Source organism: Pseudomonas viridiflava (assembly GCF_900602065.1).
In the GTDB taxonomy this organism is placed as follows: Bacteria; Pseudomonadota; Gammaproteobacteria; order Pseudomonadales; family Pseudomonadaceae; genus Aquipseudomonas.
In genome coordinates this window covers 158,322-173,765 of the sequence record NZ_UWFN01000116.1, presented here as the reverse complement: position 1 = coordinate 173,765, position 15,444 = coordinate 158,322, and the positions used below count along the sequence as shown (strand labels likewise).

Annotated in this window: 11 protein-coding genes; 1 reads left to right on the top strand and 10 read right to left on the bottom strand. The window is 58.7% G+C overall.

Features of this window, described 5'->3' with window-relative positions:
* Nucleotides 1–41: 41 nt before the first annotated feature.
* From EE949_RS05955 to glgA, 10 genes are all read right to left on the bottom strand, one after another.
* Nucleotides 42–704, bottom strand: coding sequence for a glycosyltransferase (locus EE949_RS05955; RefSeq protein ID WP_122663427.1), 663 nt, complete (start codon nt 702–704; stop codon nt 42–44).
* The gene (locus EE949_RS05950; protein WP_122663426.1) at nt 701–1,300 is read right to left on the bottom strand and encodes an SAM-dependent methyltransferase; all 600 of its coding nucleotides are present in this window, start codon (nt 1,298–1,300) and stop codon (nt 701–703) included. Before EE949_RS05950 ends, EE949_RS05955 begins: the two co-directional genes overlap by 4 nt.
* Nucleotides 1,297–2,058: a PIG-L deacetylase family protein gene (locus EE949_RS05945; protein ID WP_122663425.1), complete on the bottom strand. Its 762-nt coding sequence runs from the start codon at nt 2,056–2,058 to the stop codon at nt 1,297–1,299. Before EE949_RS05945 ends, EE949_RS05950 begins: the two co-directional genes overlap by 4 nt.
* Nucleotides 2,055–3,074 (bottom strand): acyl-CoA dehydrogenase family protein, encoded by a 1,020-nt coding sequence (locus tag EE949_RS05940; protein ID WP_122663424.1) that lies wholly within the window; start codon nt 3,072–3,074, stop codon nt 2,055–2,057. Before EE949_RS05940 ends, EE949_RS05945 begins: the two co-directional genes overlap by 4 nt.
* Nucleotides 3,071–5,266 (bottom strand): glycogen debranching protein GlgX, encoded by a 2,196-nt coding sequence (gene glgX / locus EE949_RS05935; RefSeq protein WP_122663423.1) that lies wholly within the window; start codon nt 5,264–5,266, stop codon nt 3,071–3,073. The genes EE949_RS05940 and glgX overlap by 4 nt, the downstream gene beginning before the upstream one ends.
* 160 nt (nt 5,267–5,426) lie before the next feature.
* Nucleotides 5,427–5,855: a DUF2934 domain-containing protein gene (locus EE949_RS05930; protein ID WP_122663422.1), complete on the bottom strand. Its 429-nt coding sequence runs from the start codon at nt 5,853–5,855 to the stop codon at nt 5,427–5,429.
* A gap of 15 nt (nt 5,856–5,870) precedes the next feature.
* A complete protein-coding gene (locus EE949_RS05925) occupies nt 5,871–8,651 on the bottom strand; it encodes a malto-oligosyltrehalose synthase (protein WP_122663421.1) in 2,781 nt (926 codons plus the stop codon).
* A complete protein-coding gene (gene malQ, locus EE949_RS05920) occupies nt 8,648–10,726 on the bottom strand; it encodes a 4-alpha-glucanotransferase (RefSeq protein ID WP_122663420.1) in 2,079 nt (692 codons plus the stop codon). The genes EE949_RS05925 and malQ overlap by 4 nt, the downstream gene beginning before the upstream one ends.
* The gene (treZ, locus tag EE949_RS05915) at nt 10,716–12,530 is read right to left on the bottom strand and encodes a malto-oligosyltrehalose trehalohydrolase (protein ID WP_122663419.1); all 1,815 of its coding nucleotides are present in this window, start codon (nt 12,528–12,530) and stop codon (nt 10,716–10,718) included. Before treZ ends, malQ begins: the two co-directional genes overlap by 11 nt.
* Before the next feature lie 14 nt (nt 12,531–12,544).
* On the bottom strand, nt 12,545–14,134 hold the full coding sequence (gene glgA, locus EE949_RS05910; protein WP_122663418.1) for a glycogen synthase GlgA: 1,590 nt from the start codon (nt 14,132–14,134) through the stop codon (nt 12,545–12,547).
* Nucleotides 14,135–14,731: 597 nt separating this feature from the next.
* On the opposite strand from glgA, the gene EE949_RS05905 reads away from it, so the two are divergent.
* Nucleotides 14,732–15,223, top strand: a complete 492-nt coding sequence (locus tag EE949_RS05905) for a GNAT family N-acetyltransferase (protein ID WP_122663417.1) — start codon at nt 14,732–14,734, stop codon at nt 15,221–15,223.
* The last annotated feature ends 221 nt before the right edge of the window (nt 15,224–15,444 follow it).

Sequence of the window (15,444 nt, the reverse complement as noted above, 5' to 3'; positions counted from 1 at the left end):
TCGCGTTTCGCCAAGCGCTGATCAGTCCTGGCCCGTGAGCGTTAGCCCGGCTCCGCCACCAGTGCCCGCAGATAGTCCGCGAAACCGCCAGTGGCACGTGCTTCAAGTCGCGTGCTGGTGGTGACTCTGGGGCGGCAACTCCAGGCGATGCGGGCACCGCTCAGTTCCAGTTGACGAATCAAATGCACGTCCTCATGACAGGCCAGCGGTGGGAATCCGCCTGCCAGTCGATATGCGGCTGCGCTGATGCCCAGATTGGCGCCGTGCACGTGGCGATGGCCGTCACGATGTTGATAGCCCTGCTGATAGCGAATCTGCGCCTCAAGCGGAATGTTGTCCTGCCAGATGCCCGGCGTCACGGTGCCGCACACGGCGTCGGCGTCCAGCGCCAATTGCTCCACCAGCCAGTCTTCGGCGACGGTGCTGTCGCCATCGGTACAGGCAATCCAGCGGGCACCTTGTTCCAGTAATAACGCGGCTCCGGCAGCGCGCGCCTGACCGACGTTGCGGACGCTGACTTCAACGGTCTGGACGTTGTATTGCCGCGCAATCGCGGAGGATTCGTCCGTGCAACTGTCCAGCACTACCAGGACAACAACCTGCTCGGCTGCCAGCGCAGGATGCTCTCCCGCCTTTAATACGGTTTGCAGGCATTGCCCTAGCAACTGATCTTCGTTGTGAACCGGAATGAGTACGCCAATCATCGTAGCTTTTCCTTTTCTGCGACTGATGTTCCATCACGACTCCATACCTCCAGGAGAAAGTCTGCTTCGTGATGGCTGACAAGCCGGGTCATGTCCAGACGGGCTGCAAGCATTGCATGAACCTTCTCCGCATTGAGCGGGCAACCTTCGATGGCTGGCCGCCAATGACAGGCCAGCACTTGACCGTCTTCTGTCAGGGAAGCCAACGCATGATCAATCCAGCGATCCAGATCGTTTTCATCCAGGTAATAACCCAGTTCGCTGAACACGATCAGGTCGAAGCGTGCTTTCGGCCATTGCTCAGGCAGGCGAGCCTGCATGACCTGCACATGGTTGAACGCTGCGAGCCGATGACGTGCCAGTTCAACCGCTGAGCGGTTGGTGTCGCAGACCAGTAACCGGTCGCAACGGGTGGCAAGATCTGCGCTGAGTTCACCATTGGCGCAGCCGGGCTCGAATACCCACGCATAACGCTCGCGGGGCAGGGCGGCCAGGGTTAGCGCCCTTTTGCGGCGTTCATACCAGCGATGCTTGAACGCCCAAGGGTCATCACTTTCCTGAAAAAGCTGTTCGAAATAGCGGTCATCGACACTCACAGGAAAACCACCTCAAAGGGTTGCATCAAACGCTCAAGGACATCAGCCGCCAGAACCGGCTCCAGGCCGATCTGCGGGTCACCTTCCAGCTGGCTGGCGAAGGCGTGGGCAGCGTGTCGTTTGCGGGCGATGGTCTGAGGTGGCAGCGGGATTTTGCGTGCCCGCTCCCAAGGCAAGCGCTCATCTTCGGGGGACGCCCAGTGCCAGGCCCAGATGGGCACCTCATGCAGGCATGCGCCGACAGAATGAGCGGCCCGTGCGCTGGCACGGCCCACCGCTTCATGGTCAGCGTGTCCGTCACTCGCCCAGGTCGTGAACACCACATCAGTAGGCTGCAGATAGCGGGTGATGAAGGCCGTGAGTTGATCTTCCTGCTGAGCGACGGTGGTATCCGCAAAGCCACCCCGGATCCACTTCAGGCTGTGCATGGGCAGATCAAGACGGCGCAAGGCTTCAGCGCTCTCTTGCGGACGAACCACGCTCAAACGTTCGGCCGGCCACGTTGCCGAGCCGGGATGGCTGGCGCTGCCATCAGTCACGGAAATCAGTTTCAGCGGTCGCCCGAGTTGTGCCAGTTGATGCATCAGGCCCCCGCAACCGAGTACTTCGTCATCCGGATGGGGCGCGATGATCACCGCCCGGGAATTGACCGGGACCAGTTCACCTGCGCTGATTGATGGCAGGCCGGCCAGTTTCTTTGAGCCATTCCAGGCCTGTAGAGATGTGCCTCTGCCAACGATAGGGTTGTCTTTGCTCATAGTTGCCACATCCGTGATGGCGCAGGTAATGCTTGCGTAGTGGTTAGATCTGCAAGCGCTGCCAGATCGCGCTCGGCATGGCTTTGGCGCAGGAAGACCGGCAGATCGGCAATCAGTCGGGCAAAATGCGCATCCTTGCAGTAAGGACCTGCACCGAGTGCATGACCAACATGCAGAATGACTTGCTCGGCGCTGTGTTCTATCACCGCCCGGCTGCGACGTGCCAAAAGCTGCGCGTCAGCGGTCGGTGACTGGTTAATGGTCCGGGCCGCATGCTGCAGAGTCGTCCATGCGCTGTGGAGCGCGACGTCCACAGCACCCAGATGGGCCATGGCATGAGGCTCGGGAGATTTGCAGGCCTGCGTTAAAAGGCGCTGCGCCAAGGCTCGGGAAGCGCCGTACCAGCATGCCGCGATACCGATGCCACCCTGCCAGAAGCCGGGTCTGGCCAGGTAATCGCCGGGCTTGCCGACGGCCATGCCCTCAGCGCGGCTGAACTCCACCTCGACGCTGCCGGTAGCGCCCATCCCCACGGCGCGCCAACCTTCCTGAGTAATATTGACGCCGGACTGCCTGAGGTCGACGGCGACCAACTGCTGTTGGCCATCTTCATCCCAAGCCGTCATCAATGCATGGCTGAGTACCGCTGCACCCGAGCACCAGGCTTTGCGACCGTTGACGTGCAGCACATCACCCTTGCGCTGTAGGTTGACCCGAGCCTGGGGCGGCTCAGCCGCCCACATGCCCCAACTGGTTCCCGCCTGCGGAGTTCCAAAGCCGACTTCCTGCATGATGGCCAGCGCGTCGGTGTGGCCCTCATACAGTTTGCACAGCCCCAGATCATGCCCGGCAACACACGCCAACGCCTGCCATCGCTCAAGTATCTGGCCGCTGGCAGGTGAGGGCAGTTGGTCCAGCCCTTCGTCGATCAACGCCTGTAAGCATTCGCCCAGCGCGCGCGTATCGGCATAGCCGTGCTTGCGCCAGGCAAGAAACTCACTCAGCGCCTGGCTCATGGCTGTTCATCGTGCTGCAATTCAAACAGCAACAGCGAGCGGGCGGTGATGGTGTAGTGCTCACCAAAACCAAATTGCTCCTTGGCTTTCATGTCGGGCTGATTGGTATCGATCAGGCAGGTCCAGTGTGCGCCTTCCGGTACTTGCGGCAGGGTGAAGTTGACCCCGTCGTGGTGCGAGTTGACTGCCAGCAGCAAGGTCGCGTCGGCCCCCGGCCGACGAATGCCGGTCTCTTGAGCCCTGCCGTCCATCAGCATGCCCAGGCAGCGTGCGTGAGCATCTTCCCATTGCTCGATGCCCATCTCGTTGCCATCCGGGGACAGCCAGGTAACATCCTTGACGCCGATCTCTTCGTTGTAATCGCCCACAAGGAAACGGCTACGACGCAGGATCGGGTAGGTCTGACGAAGCTTGATCAGGCGTTTGACGAACTTGAGCAACGACTTGCCGTCTTCGTCCAGGTCCCAGTTGACCCAGCCAATCTCACTGTCCTGGCAGTAGGCATTGTTATTGCCGTGCTGGGTGCGTGCGAACTCGTCACCTGCCACCACCATCGGCGTGCCTTGTGCCAGCAACAGGGTGGCGAAGAAGTTACGCATCTGACGAAGACGCAGTTCATTGATTTGCGGATCGTCAGTCGGGCCTTCGACGCCGTGGTTCCAGGACAGATTGTTGTTGCTGCCGTCCTGATTGTTCTCGTCGTTGGCTTCGTTGTGCTTGTCGTTGTAGGAGACAAGGTCGTGCAGGGTAAAACCGTCGTGTGCGGTGATGAAGTTGACCGACGCCTGGGGTCTGCGACCACGCTGGTTGAACATGTTGCCCGAGGCGGTCATACGCCCGGCAAAATCCGCCAACTGGCCTTCATCGCCTTTCCAGAATGCACGAACGGTGTCACGGAATTTATCGTTCCATTCCATCCAGCCCGGTGGGAAACCACCCACTTGATAGCCGCCCGGGCCGCAGTCCCACGGCTCGGCGATCAGTTTCACCTGACGCAGCACTGGATCCTGACGGCAGGCAACGAGGAAGCTGTGACGCTCGTCGAAGCCGTCATGGTAACGGCCGAGAATGGTCGCCAGGTCGAAACGGAAGCCGTCGACGTGCATTTCCGATGCCCAGTAACGCAGGGAGTCGGTGACCATCTGCAGTACGCAAGGGTGGCTGAGGTCGAGGGTGTTACCCGTCCCGGAATCGTTGATGTAGAAACGTTTGTCATCGGGCATCAAGCGGTAGTACGAGGCGTTGTCGATACCCCGCATGGAAAGGGTCGGACCTAGCTCGTTGCCTTCTGCGGTGTGGTTGTAAACCACGTCGAGAATCACTTCCAGGCCGGCATGGTGCATATGCGCGACCATTTCCTTGAACTCGGCAATTTTACCATGTGCGAGGTAACGCGGATCAGGGGCGAAAAACGCAATACTGTTATAGCCCCAATAGTTGGTCATGCCTTTCTGCAGCAAATGCTGATCGTTGACGAACGCATGAATCGGCAGCAACTCGACCGAAGTCACACCCAGCTTGCGAATGTGGTCGATCACGTCGGCCACCATCAACCCGGAAAAAGTGCCTTTGAATTCATCAGGCACCGACGGGTGACGCATGGTGAAACCGCGGGTGTGGGTTTCATACAGGATGGTTTTGTCCCACGGCACGCTGACACGCTGATCGCGGCCCCAGGTATAGGCCGGGTCAATGACTTTGCTCTTGGGTACGAATGGCGCACTGTCGCGTTCGTCAAAGCTCAGGTCGCCATCCGGATGGCCGATGGTGTAACCGAATAGCGCTTCGGACCATTTCAGTTCGCCCACCAGTTGCTTGGCGTACGGGTCGATCAACAGTTTGTTGTGGTTGAAGCGATGGCCGTTCTGCGGGTCGTAAGGACCATAAACACGGTAGCCGTAAATCAGCCCAGGGTGAGCGTCAGGCAAGTAACCGTGATAGATCTCGTCGGTGTATTCCGGCAATTCGATACGTTCAAGTTCAACTTCGCCGCTCGGGTCAAACAGGCACAGCTCAACTTTGGTGGCGTTAGCCGAGAAGATCGCGAAGTTGACACCGAGACCGTCCCAACTGGCGCCCAGCGGGAAGGGAAGACCTTCGCGAATACGGGAAACGCTGGCTTCGACCTGATCAGCCTGTGCGGATGCACTTTTTTGACTTTCTTTTTTTGCGTTTTTGGACTGCGTGTTCATTGTGCGTTCCTGACGGCTGGTGTTTTTTCGGCGCGGCCGAGACCGCAGTCGAAGCAAAGGCGCTTCAACAAGTCGAAGAAATAAGTCTGGATTACCGCAGGTCACACTCGATGCGACGGTGATCCCTGCGGTACGGGGTTCAAGCAGCGTCCTGGAGGAATCAAGGCGCGGGTGGTTTACCTGGTTTTTTGGGTGATGACTTTGCTGCCGGCTTTGCTGCAGGTTTAGCAGGCGCTGTCTTGGCAGCAGGTTTTGCAGGCTGTTCGGCCTGGGTAGCTGCCGGTTTGCTTTTTACAGGAGCCGGTTTTACCGCAGGCTTGTCTGCAGCCTTCGGTGCTGGCTTGGGTGCAGATTTGGCCGCTGGCGCCTTAGCCTTGCTGGCAGCCGGTTTCGGATCTTTAGCACCGTCAACCTTGGGCAACTTCGGCTTGGCAGCCTTGCGTGCCGTGGACTTGTCGGGTGCCAACGCCTCGGCTTCAGCCAGCTTGCGAGCCATTTCCCAATGGCGTGCATCCTGGCCCGAAGGTTTCCCTTCGGATTCCCATATCTGATACGCAAACTCGCGAATTCGCTTTTCGTCGGCACTCATCTCGACACTCCCCAATTACTTAGACTGAATAAACAGATTTACAGAAAATTCCTCGAGCGCTGCGCTAAGCAGCAACTCCTTGTCTGTTGTGACTACGGCGTCTGAAAAAAGTCCCTTCCAACTTCGATTTGCCTCCGCGAACGGTAGAACGACCCGCGTATCCCCCCAGTTTTCAGCATTGATGAATGGAGTTTGGGCTGTACCCAATAGTTCATTGCACAAACGTGGCACAACAACGATAGCCTGTTCTCCGTCAAGGACACGGGCAAATGCCATCACCTGCTCAGCGTGATCACCGACTACCTGCAGCGGCACATACTCTCCGCGACTGAACAGCGCAGAGTGTCTGGCCCGCAGGTCAAGCACTTGATGGATCAGTGCCTGCTTGATCTGGCCATCCTGCCAGGCGCCCAACAGGTCGCTGACGGTGGATGTCTGATTCAGTGTTCGTTGGCGGGCCGCGTAATCAACAGGGCGGCGGTTATCCGGATCCACCAGGCTGAAGTCCCAGTACTCGGTGCCCTGATACAGATCAGGAACACCGGGCGCTGTCATACGAAGCAAGGTTTGCGCCAGGCTGTTCAGCGCGCCGGTGGTGGCAATACGATTGGCCGTGGCTCCCAACGACTGACGCAACGCCAGTCCTTGAGGGCTAAGCAAAATAGCCTGCAGAAACTCACGGCAGGATCGCTCATAGGGTTCATTGGCCGCGCTCCAGCTGCTTTGCAGTTTGGCTTCGCGCAGGGCTTTCTCTTGCCATTTGACGAGACGTTCAGCGTAGTTCTCGAACGCATCTTCCTGCATGTCCAGCGGCCAGCTGCCGAGCATCGCCTGATACAGCATCAGCTCATCGCCGGGACTGATGGGGTTTTCTTCGCCCTTGAGCGGAATCGCCAACTGGCGCCAGCGCTCCACCTGCTCGGCATACCATCCTGCACATTCGCTGAGCACCGCCAGACGTGTACGGGTGTCCTCGCCACGTTTGTGGTCGTGGGTTGCGGTGGTCAGCAGGTTGTCCGGGAAGGCTTCGCTGCGAGCGATACAGGCGTCATGGAACGCCTGAACCGGCGCACTGAAATGCTGCGGATGAAACCCGACATCGTTGCGCGAGAGAAGCACCGCGCTGCGATAGAACGAGGTGTCTTCTACCGATTTTGCAGCCACCGGGGAGGTCAATTGCTGGAAGCGCACACAAGCATTTTTGTTGAGCTTGCGCAGTTTGCCTCGTGGCAATGTGCGCCACGGTTCGCCGCCCAACCAGCGTTGCAGGTAATCCAGCACTGGCCAGTCACCTTCACTGAGCATGCCGCGCGCGCCTTCCAGGGCTTGCTGGAAGAAGCGCTCATCTTCGGCCGAGCGTCCGCAGACACTGATGTAGGTCCGGTAGATCGGGAAATTCACCACCAGTGCAAGCAAGGCCCGGCGAATCGCACCCAGAGTAAGGTCCCTGCTCATCAGGTCGCTACGCGCTACTTGCAGCAAAGACTGGGCGACGTTTTCAAAGTCGCCTGCCAGCGTACCGTGCAGTACCAGGTCGCGCGCTTCGAGTACTTCCTGGTCGAAGTCGGCGGTGCGTTCGCTGATGCGGCTCCAGAGTTCAGCCAGGGGTTCCTGGCCTTTCGGGTCGTGCTGCAACAACGACACCTGATTCATGAACTCATAACCGGTGGTGCCATCGACACCCCAGTCTTCGCGCAGCGATTCATCAGGGCCGAGAATCTTCTCGACGAAGATCGGCAAATGCGCGAGTTCAGCGCCCGCAGGGCGAGCCGCGAGCAGGCCGTTGACCCGTCGACGCAATTTACGGCAATAGCCGCGAGGGTCCGCCAGGCCGTCGATGTGGTCGATACGCAAACCGTCCACCAGACCTTCGCTGATCAGCTCGAAGATTTTGCCGTGGGTGGCCTCGAACACGTTAGGCCGTTCGACCCGCAAGCCGCCCAGTTCGTTGATGTCGAAAAAACGCCGCCAGTTGATGTCATCGCCCGCAGTACGCCAACTCGCGAGGCGATAGTGCTGGGCCTCCAGCAAGCGATGTAAACGGTCAAAGCCCTCTGGTTGACGTGAATCGTAGCGCTGCAATGCCTGGTCAATGACCTTGGCAATCGACTTGTCTTTGACCAGCTCGACGAGGTCGGCACGTGCCTGTCTGGCGCGTTCCCACGCCTGAGGGAACTGATCGAGCGCTGCGAAACGCTTGCTCAGTTCATCCAGCAAAGGATTCTCGTCGGACTCAAGCAGCGGGCCGTAGGTGCCGGGGTTGATCGGGAAGTGGTGTTGATAGTGCTCGATGTAGAACACCCCATGCTCGGGGTCGAAACGCAACGGGATTTCTCCGGCTTGCAACACCGTGCCGTAATCGGTGCTGAGAAAAGGCAGCAGTAGCTGGCCTTTAAGCAGCGGATCCGGTGAGTGCCACTGGATATCGAAGAAATCCGCATAAGGGCTGCGGCGTCCCCATTCCAGCAGATCCAGCCACCATGGGTTGTCGGCGCCACCGACGGCCATGTGGTTGGACACGATGTCCAGAATCAGGCCCATGCCTTTTTCGCGAAGGGCACTGACCAGCCGACGCAGCGCGGGTTCGCCACCCAGTTCCGGGTTGATCACGCGTGGGTCCACAACGTCGTAGCCATGCATGGAGCCAGCGCGAGCCTTGAGCAACGGCGACGCATAGATATGGCTGATGCCGAGACTGGCGAAGTAGGGCACCAGCGCTACGGCGTCATCCAGGGTGAAGTCTTTGTGAAATTGCAGGCGCTGTGTGGCCCGCAGGGTATCCAGACGCGGGTTCATTGGTCACGCTCCGCAGCCTGCAGGCGAGCCTGAGAAAGCAGTTCAACGCGTCGAGCCACAGCTTCATGATCCATAAGTGTCGCGCTTTTTCCGGGAATACGTCTGCGCCAGTTCGGGTGTTGCGGAGTATCACCGGGCAGGTTGAATTGTTCGGTCAGCCCCATGGCGTCTTCCATCGGCAAAAGCACCAGAGGTGCCCGGGTGTGGCCGATGTAGCGGATGCTGGCGTCGATCATTTGTTCGGCATCCGGACGTCCGTCGCTGAAATTAGTAGAGTTCAGGCTCAATACCTGACGCAGCCCGTCGCGTTCACGCATCCGGTCTTCTCGCCAGTGTTGCGCCTGCTGCTCGTCGACCATGCCGAGGCGCAGGTTCCAGTCAATATCGTTTTCAGCCAGCCATCCCGCCAGTGTCGGCAGATCATGTGTGCTGGTGGTGGCCAGCGCCTGATCGGACCAATCGAGAATCGGCTTGAAGTGTGCGTTGTGTTGTTCGAACAGCAGCACCCGCATGCCGAGAATTGCCCGGGCGGCCAGTTTTTCATGCAGTCCTGGAGGAACCGTACCCAAGTCTTCGCCCAGCACGATTGCTTTGTGACGCCACGATTCGAGGCTCAACAGGCGGAGCATGTCGTCGAGCGGATAGTTCAGGTACGCGCCTTCGCTGGCGGGTGAGCCCAGCGGCACCACCCAGAGGCGCTGCAAGCCCATGATGTGGTCAATGCGCAGGCCTCCCGCGTGAGCGAAGTTGGCCCGCAGCATTTCGATAAAGGCTCGGAAGCCATTGCGTTTGAGGCCTTCGGGCGAGAACGCGGAAATCCCCCAGCTCTGGCCTGCACGGTTGAGGATGTCTGGCGGTGCGCCGACACTGAGCGCCGAGAGTAATTCATCCTGACGGCTCCAGGCCTGGCTGCCGGCACCATCAGCGCCAACGGCCAGGTCAGCAATCAGACCGACGCTCATGCCGCTGCTGCGAGCAGCGGTCTGCGCTCGCTCCAGGCCGCGGGCCATCAGCCATTGGGTAAAGGCATAGAAGCCGATTTGCTCGCTGTGGTTGGCGGCGAAGCGGGCAATTGCCTCACTGCGCGGGTTCTTGAATTCTTCAGACCATTCATGCCAGTTGTCGCTCATGCCCAGACGTGGACATTCATCACGAATGGCTTCGAAGCGACAATGGTTTTCAAGTGCTTCGCCGCCGTTGTGGCGGAAGCTGTTGAAGTCTTCATGCAATGGGTGATCACTGCCGCTAAAAGCGTCATACAGCTTGTGCAGTACTTTCCACTTGGCGCTGGCCGCAGCAGGCCAGTCAATCAACGGCAACTCTTCAAGGCGTTTGAGCTCGTCGCCAAGACCTGATTCATCGATAGCCATGCGCAAGGCGCGCTCGCCCAGAATCGTGCCTGGCGAGCAGTACAGGCTGTTGAGGAACAGTCGACTCGACGGCGAGTAGGGGCTGTAACGGTGCGGGTCATTGGCAAACATCGCGTGCACCGGGCTGATCGCGAGCGCGTCGGCACCGCGTTCACCCGCCACGCGGGCCAGGCTTTCGAGGGCTTGTGTATCCCCGAAGCCGCCGTCGCCTTCGCGACGCAAGCCATATAACTGCACCGTCAGGCCCCACGCGCGAGCCACCCGGCTGTCTTTCGCCTGGGCCAGGCTGAAGCAGCTTGCCGGTGCTACGGCAATCGTCAGGTGCTGGCCAGCAATGTTCAGTTGTTGATAGCCGACCGGAGCCAGGCCAGGCAGTGCGGCGTTGGCGGTCAGGTTGGCGTCGATGGTTGCACCGTCTTCCAGATGCAGCACGAACGGGGTGCCGGGTTCGAACCAGGCGCTCAAGTCGAGATTGCTACCATGGTCTACGGTCAGCAATGGCGGTGGTGTCGGTTGATGATGAGCGTTCTTAAGGCGCTGCAGGCTGGCGTCGATCTGCAGGTTGTCATCAGCCGCAAAACCCAGGCAACCCAGCACTTTGCTCAGTACTTCGGGGCTGACGCGTTGCGCGCGGCCGTTTGCATCAATCCAGTCGACCGACAAGCCTGCTTCGGTCGCCAGGTTCTCCAATTGCTCATTGCTCATCCTGTTCCTCCAGAACATCGGTTGCTATCAGGCTGACAATGGCCGTGTATGGATTGAGGATGCCTCGTCGGGAAAGTTCTGCCGCATGTGGCAGGGTTTCAAAAAGAACATTGCCGCCTTTCCACTCGGAGGCGCTGACCGCATGTTCTGTCAGGTTGAGGTCGATGCGCAGGACCGCGCCGTCGCCCATTTGCCAGCGAGCGGAAACCGCACCTTCGCTTAGCACTTCTGCGCCCAGGGCATGACTGCCGGGCAAACGGGGCACGATCTGCTGGTGACGGATTGCCAGCAGCTGGCGATAGAGTTCCAGCCAGCTTCGGTGATCGCTGCCCTTGTCGGTTTCCAGGTACACCGCGTCAAAGGCCGGTTTGGACGCTTCGAATGTCGCCGGGTCATTCGGGTCAGGAATGTGGTGGCGTTTTTCTTCGTCAGCAAAGGCCGCGAAGTCGGCAAACTCGCCACGCCGCCCCTCGCGCACGGCATCAGCCAGTCCGCCGTGATGATCGGTGAAAAACAGAAAAGGCTCGCTGGCAGCCCATTCATCGCCCATGAACATCAGCGGGATCATGGGGGAGAGGAGCCATAGTGCGGTGGCCGCACGTAACGCAGGGCCATGACAGATTTGTGGCAGGCGTTCGCCAAAGGCACGATTGCCGATCTGATCATGGTTCTGCAGGAACAACACGAAAGCACTGGGTGGCAGATGACTGCTGGACTCACCACGGGTGTGGCCGTGACGGGTGGGTTCGCCCTGATAGACAAAGCCCTGGCTCAGCAGCCGGGCCAGCTTGTCAGTGGCCTGATGGGCGAAGTCCGAATAGTAAGCGTCCGTCTCGCCAGTCAACAGCACATGCAACGTGTTGTGCCCGTCGTCGTTCCACTGCGCGTCATAGCCTTGTTCGAGGAGGCTGGCCTGGTTGAACTCGTTTTCGAGGTTCAGCCAGACGTGCCTTGGGGCGTCGATCTGCTCACGTATCTTGTGGGCAAATTCCTGAAGAAAGGTTGCGTCATTGATGGCGTGTACGGCGTCCATACGCAGGCCGTCGAATCGATACTCCAGCAGCCACATCAACGCATTGTCGATAAAGAAGTCGCGTACTTCACGACGGCGGAAGTCGATGGCGTCGCCCCACGGCGTCTTCACGTCATTGCGGAAGAAGCCTTTGGCGTAGCGACCCAGATAATTGCCGTCGGGCCCGAAATGGTTATAGACCACGTCCAGAATCACCATCAGCCCGTAACCGTGCGCGGTGTCGATCAGGTGTTTGAGTTGCTCCGGCGTCCCGTACGAGGACTGCGGCGCATAAGGCAAAACACCGTCATATCCCCAGTTGCGTGTGCCGGGGAATTGCGCAATCGGCATGAGCTCGATGGCGGTGACACCCAGTTCGGCGAGACGCTCCAGATGGGCTTCAACCCCGGCATAACCGCCCAGCGCACCGACATGGAGCTCATAGATAACCGCTTCATGCCAGGGACGACCCTGCCAGGCAGTGTTTTGCCAGTCGTAAGCGAGAGGGTCGACGACCACGCTGTGCGAGTGGACGTCTGAGGATTGAGCGCGTGAGGCGGGATCGGGGACTTCAAGCTCCCCGTCGATGTTGTAGCGGTATCGAGTGCCGGCTGGGCAGCGGGCCTCGAGAATGAACCATCCTTCGTTCTGGGGGAGCATGGCCAGAGACTGGCCACCCTCGAGTTCAACACTGACGTAGTAGGCGTCGGGCGCCCAGAGGGCGAACCGCGTATAGCCAGAATCCAGCAAGACGGCGCCGTGGCGCCAGCTCTCGTCCGTACGCAGAGGCATCCGTTATTCCTTGATCAATAGTGAAGTGCAGTACCCACATTTTTCTTCAGCAGGTCCTGATAGAGCTCTGCGTAGGGCTCTACCGCTTGATGCCAGTTGAAAGGGGCTGCCATTGCCCGGCAACGCATGGCGTTGATCAGTGCAGGGTTGGAGAACACCTTGAAGGCACGGTTCAATGCTTCGGTGTAGCTTTCGACGGTTGACTCGTCGAACAGGAAACCGGTTACGCCATCTTCAATGGTGTCAGCCAGACCGCCGGTGTTGCGGGCGACCGGTAGCGAACCGAAACGCTGCGCATACATCTGGCTCAGCCCGCATGGCTCGTAACGCGAAGGCATCAGCAAGAAGTCACTGCCAGCGAACATGCGACGGGCGTCGGTCTCGTTGAAACCGATACGCACGCCAATCTGGCCAGGGAAGCGTTCCGCCAAGGCGCGCATGGCGTCTTCTTCTTCAGGCTCGCCACGACCAATGATTGCGATCTGGCCGCCATTGTTGACGATGTGCTCGGCGACACCGATGGTGAGGTCCAGGCCTTTCTGATAAACCAGTCGCGAAACGACGGCGAACAGCGGGCCGGTAGACGGCTCCAGCTCGAACAACTCTCGGACGTGATCAGCGTTGATCTCCTTGCGCTGCCATTCGTTGGGCGCAAAGTGGCAAATCAGGTGCTCGTCAGTTGCCGCATCCCAACTGGCGTCGATGCCATTCGGGATACCGCTGAGCTGGCCGCGATTGGCTTTGTGCTGAAGGAAGCCTTCCAGGCCGCAACCGAACTCGGGGGTGGTAATTTCTTTGGCGTAAGTCGCGCTGACCGTCGTGATATGGCTGGAGTAGGCCATGCCGGCCTTGATGAACGAAAGCTTGCCGTAAAACTCCATACCGTCCGCGCTGAGCGCTTCATCCGGAATACCCAGCTCGCGACTGGACGCCGTGCTGACGGTGCCTTGATACGCCAGGTTATGGATGGTGAAGATGGTTGGAGTAGTCTGCCCGCGCCACTTCATGTAGGCAGGAGCCAGACCCGCTGGCCAGTCGTGGGCGTGAACCAGCTCTGGACACCATTGGGTTTTTACCGCACCCGCAGCGAATTCTGCAGCAGCCAGACCCAGACGGGCGAAGCGAATATGGTTATCGGACCAGTCACGCCCTTGATTGTCCGCATAAGGCGTCCCTTCGCGCTCATACAGTTCAGGGCAAATCAGCACATAAATCACCAGACCGTCTTTCATGTCCATACGGCCGATCTTGCAGGGTGGCAGGGCAGCATGACCGCCCAACTGACTGATCACATGGATCGGGTTGCCACTATTCAGCACTTGCGGGTAGCCGGGAATCAGCACTCGGACGTCGTGCAGGTGACGCATGGCTCGCGGCAGTGCAGCAGAAACATCACCAAGACCACCGGTTTTCACCAGGTCAGCCAGCTCGGAAGTGACAAACAAGACTTTGCGTCTATTGCTCGACACTATTGTTGGCTGTGAAACGGCAGGTAGCTGCAGCTGTGGAACGCTCGTCGTAGCGAAGACCGGCAGATGAGTCAGCTCGCTGGCCGGCTGATTAAAACTCTCTCCCTTCTGGGTTTTGACAGCGGCGCTAATCATCGATTTCTCCCATTCAATACAGTGTTGGTACTGCATTAGATTTGTTATTGGCCATGTCCTATGGCCGAGCACACATGCGCTACGCAAGATCAGTACCCATTTACTGTTTGCGTGATTCACGGACAGCTTGGTAGCGCCAAAATGCGGGCATAGCCAACAGCATAGGCGCTCTTAAGAGATGACCTGTGCGCGCAACGGAAAGTTTCGACTTTTTTTGTGGGAAATGTCTGGAATGGGCTTCAGAGGCGGGAGTGCGACGCGTGATAATCCAGAAAAACGAGTGGCCAGGTGACTCAATGCTCTTTGTTAGAGCGAAAAACCTGTCGTGGAGCACGAGAAATACCGATCGTCGGATTGTTTGACGATGATCCTGTACACGCCTCCAGTCAGTGCGTTGAAGGAGACTACGTGAGGCAAGAATGGCTTCCTACAACAGGAAACGCTATTTCATGGTGCATGGGTCGCCTGATCGTAGGGCGCCCGTAGAATTTTCCTGAGAGTTGATCGAAACATTTTCGCGCATGGCGGGATAGAATCAGCGACCCGGCTCGGTCGAGCCAGCAATGCCTGTGATCAACGCAGTTGCAAGAGGACGTAATGGATAGCCCTGAAGTTTTGGTACTGCAAGCCAGTTACACCAACCCGGTGCACGCGCAAGCGATTGGCTTTGTGCTCAATCAGTACGCCGAAGATGTCATGGGGGGCGGTGAATCGTTGTCACTTGATACCCAGCAGCAGGTCGCAATTGAATTGGCCAAGCGACCACATGCGTTCAGCGTGCTGGCTTTTATTTCCGGGGAACCGGTCGGGCTGGTCAACTGTTTCGAGGGCTTTTCAACCTTCCAGTGTCGCCCGCTAGTGAATATTCATGATGTCGCGGTGCTGGGTCAGTACCGTGGCCTGGGTATCAGTCAGAAGATGCTGGCCAAGGTCGAAGAAATCGCGCGCCAGCGTGGCTGCTGCAAACTGACGCTTGAAGTGCTCGAGGGTAACCTGATTGCCCAGGGCGCCTATCGCAAGCTTGGTTTTGCGGGTTACGAGCTGGATCCGCAGATGGGCAAGGCAATGTTCTGGCAGAAGGCGCTTTAATGCAAAGGCCGGCCTGATCACCTTTGCGCTAAACCACTGGCAGGTTTGAACGTTAGACAGGGTGTCGGGTCGGAGCTTTTGACATTCTGCAGCGAATGCGCTGTCGCGCAGCGAGCGTTGAACCTGTCGGACTTGCCGAGGGCTGCGATGGTGGAGTGTCTGTACAAAAGCTTTGTGGCCTTTGGCAGATCCTGTGGTCAATGTTTACCAGCGCAGATGGA

What these genes read in the sequence shown, in the direction of transcription:
- EE949_RS05955 (WP_122663427.1), bottom strand. Translation starts at nt 704, where the DNA reads ATGATTGGCGTACTCATTCCGGTTCACAACGAAGATCAGTTGCTAGGG.
- EE949_RS05945 (WP_122663425.1), bottom strand. Translation starts at nt 2,058, where the DNA reads ATGAGCAAAGACAACCCTATCGTTGGCAGAGGCACATCTCTACAGGCC.
- EE949_RS05940 (WP_122663424.1), bottom strand. Translation starts at nt 3,074, where the DNA reads ATGAGCCAGGCGCTGAGTGAGTTTCTTGCCTGGCGCAAGCACGGCTAT.
- glgX (WP_122663423.1), bottom strand. Translation starts at nt 5,266, where the DNA reads ATGAACACGCAGTCCAAAAACGCAAAAAAAGAAAGTCAAAAAAGTGCA.
- EE949_RS05930 (WP_122663422.1), bottom strand. Translation starts at nt 5,855, where the DNA reads ATGAGTGCCGACGAAAAGCGAATTCGCGAGTTTGCGTATCAGATATGG.
- EE949_RS05925 (WP_122663421.1), bottom strand. Translation starts at nt 8,651, where the DNA reads ATGAACCCGCGTCTGGATACCCTGCGGGCCACACAGCGCCTGCAATTT.
- malQ (WP_122663420.1), bottom strand. Translation starts at nt 10,726, where the DNA reads ATGAGCAATGAGCAATTGGAGAACCTGGCGACCGAAGCAGGCTTGTCG.
- treZ (WP_122663419.1), bottom strand. Translation starts at nt 12,530, where the DNA reads ATGCCTCTGCGTACGGACGAGAGCTGGCGCCACGGCGCCGTCTTGCTG.
- glgA (WP_122663418.1), bottom strand. Translation starts at nt 14,134, where the DNA reads ATGATTAGCGCCGCTGTCAAAACCCAGAAGGGAGAGAGTTTTAATCAG.
- EE949_RS05905 (WP_122663417.1), top strand. Translation starts at nt 14,732, where the DNA reads ATGGATAGCCCTGAAGTTTTGGTACTGCAAGCCAGTTACACCAACCCG.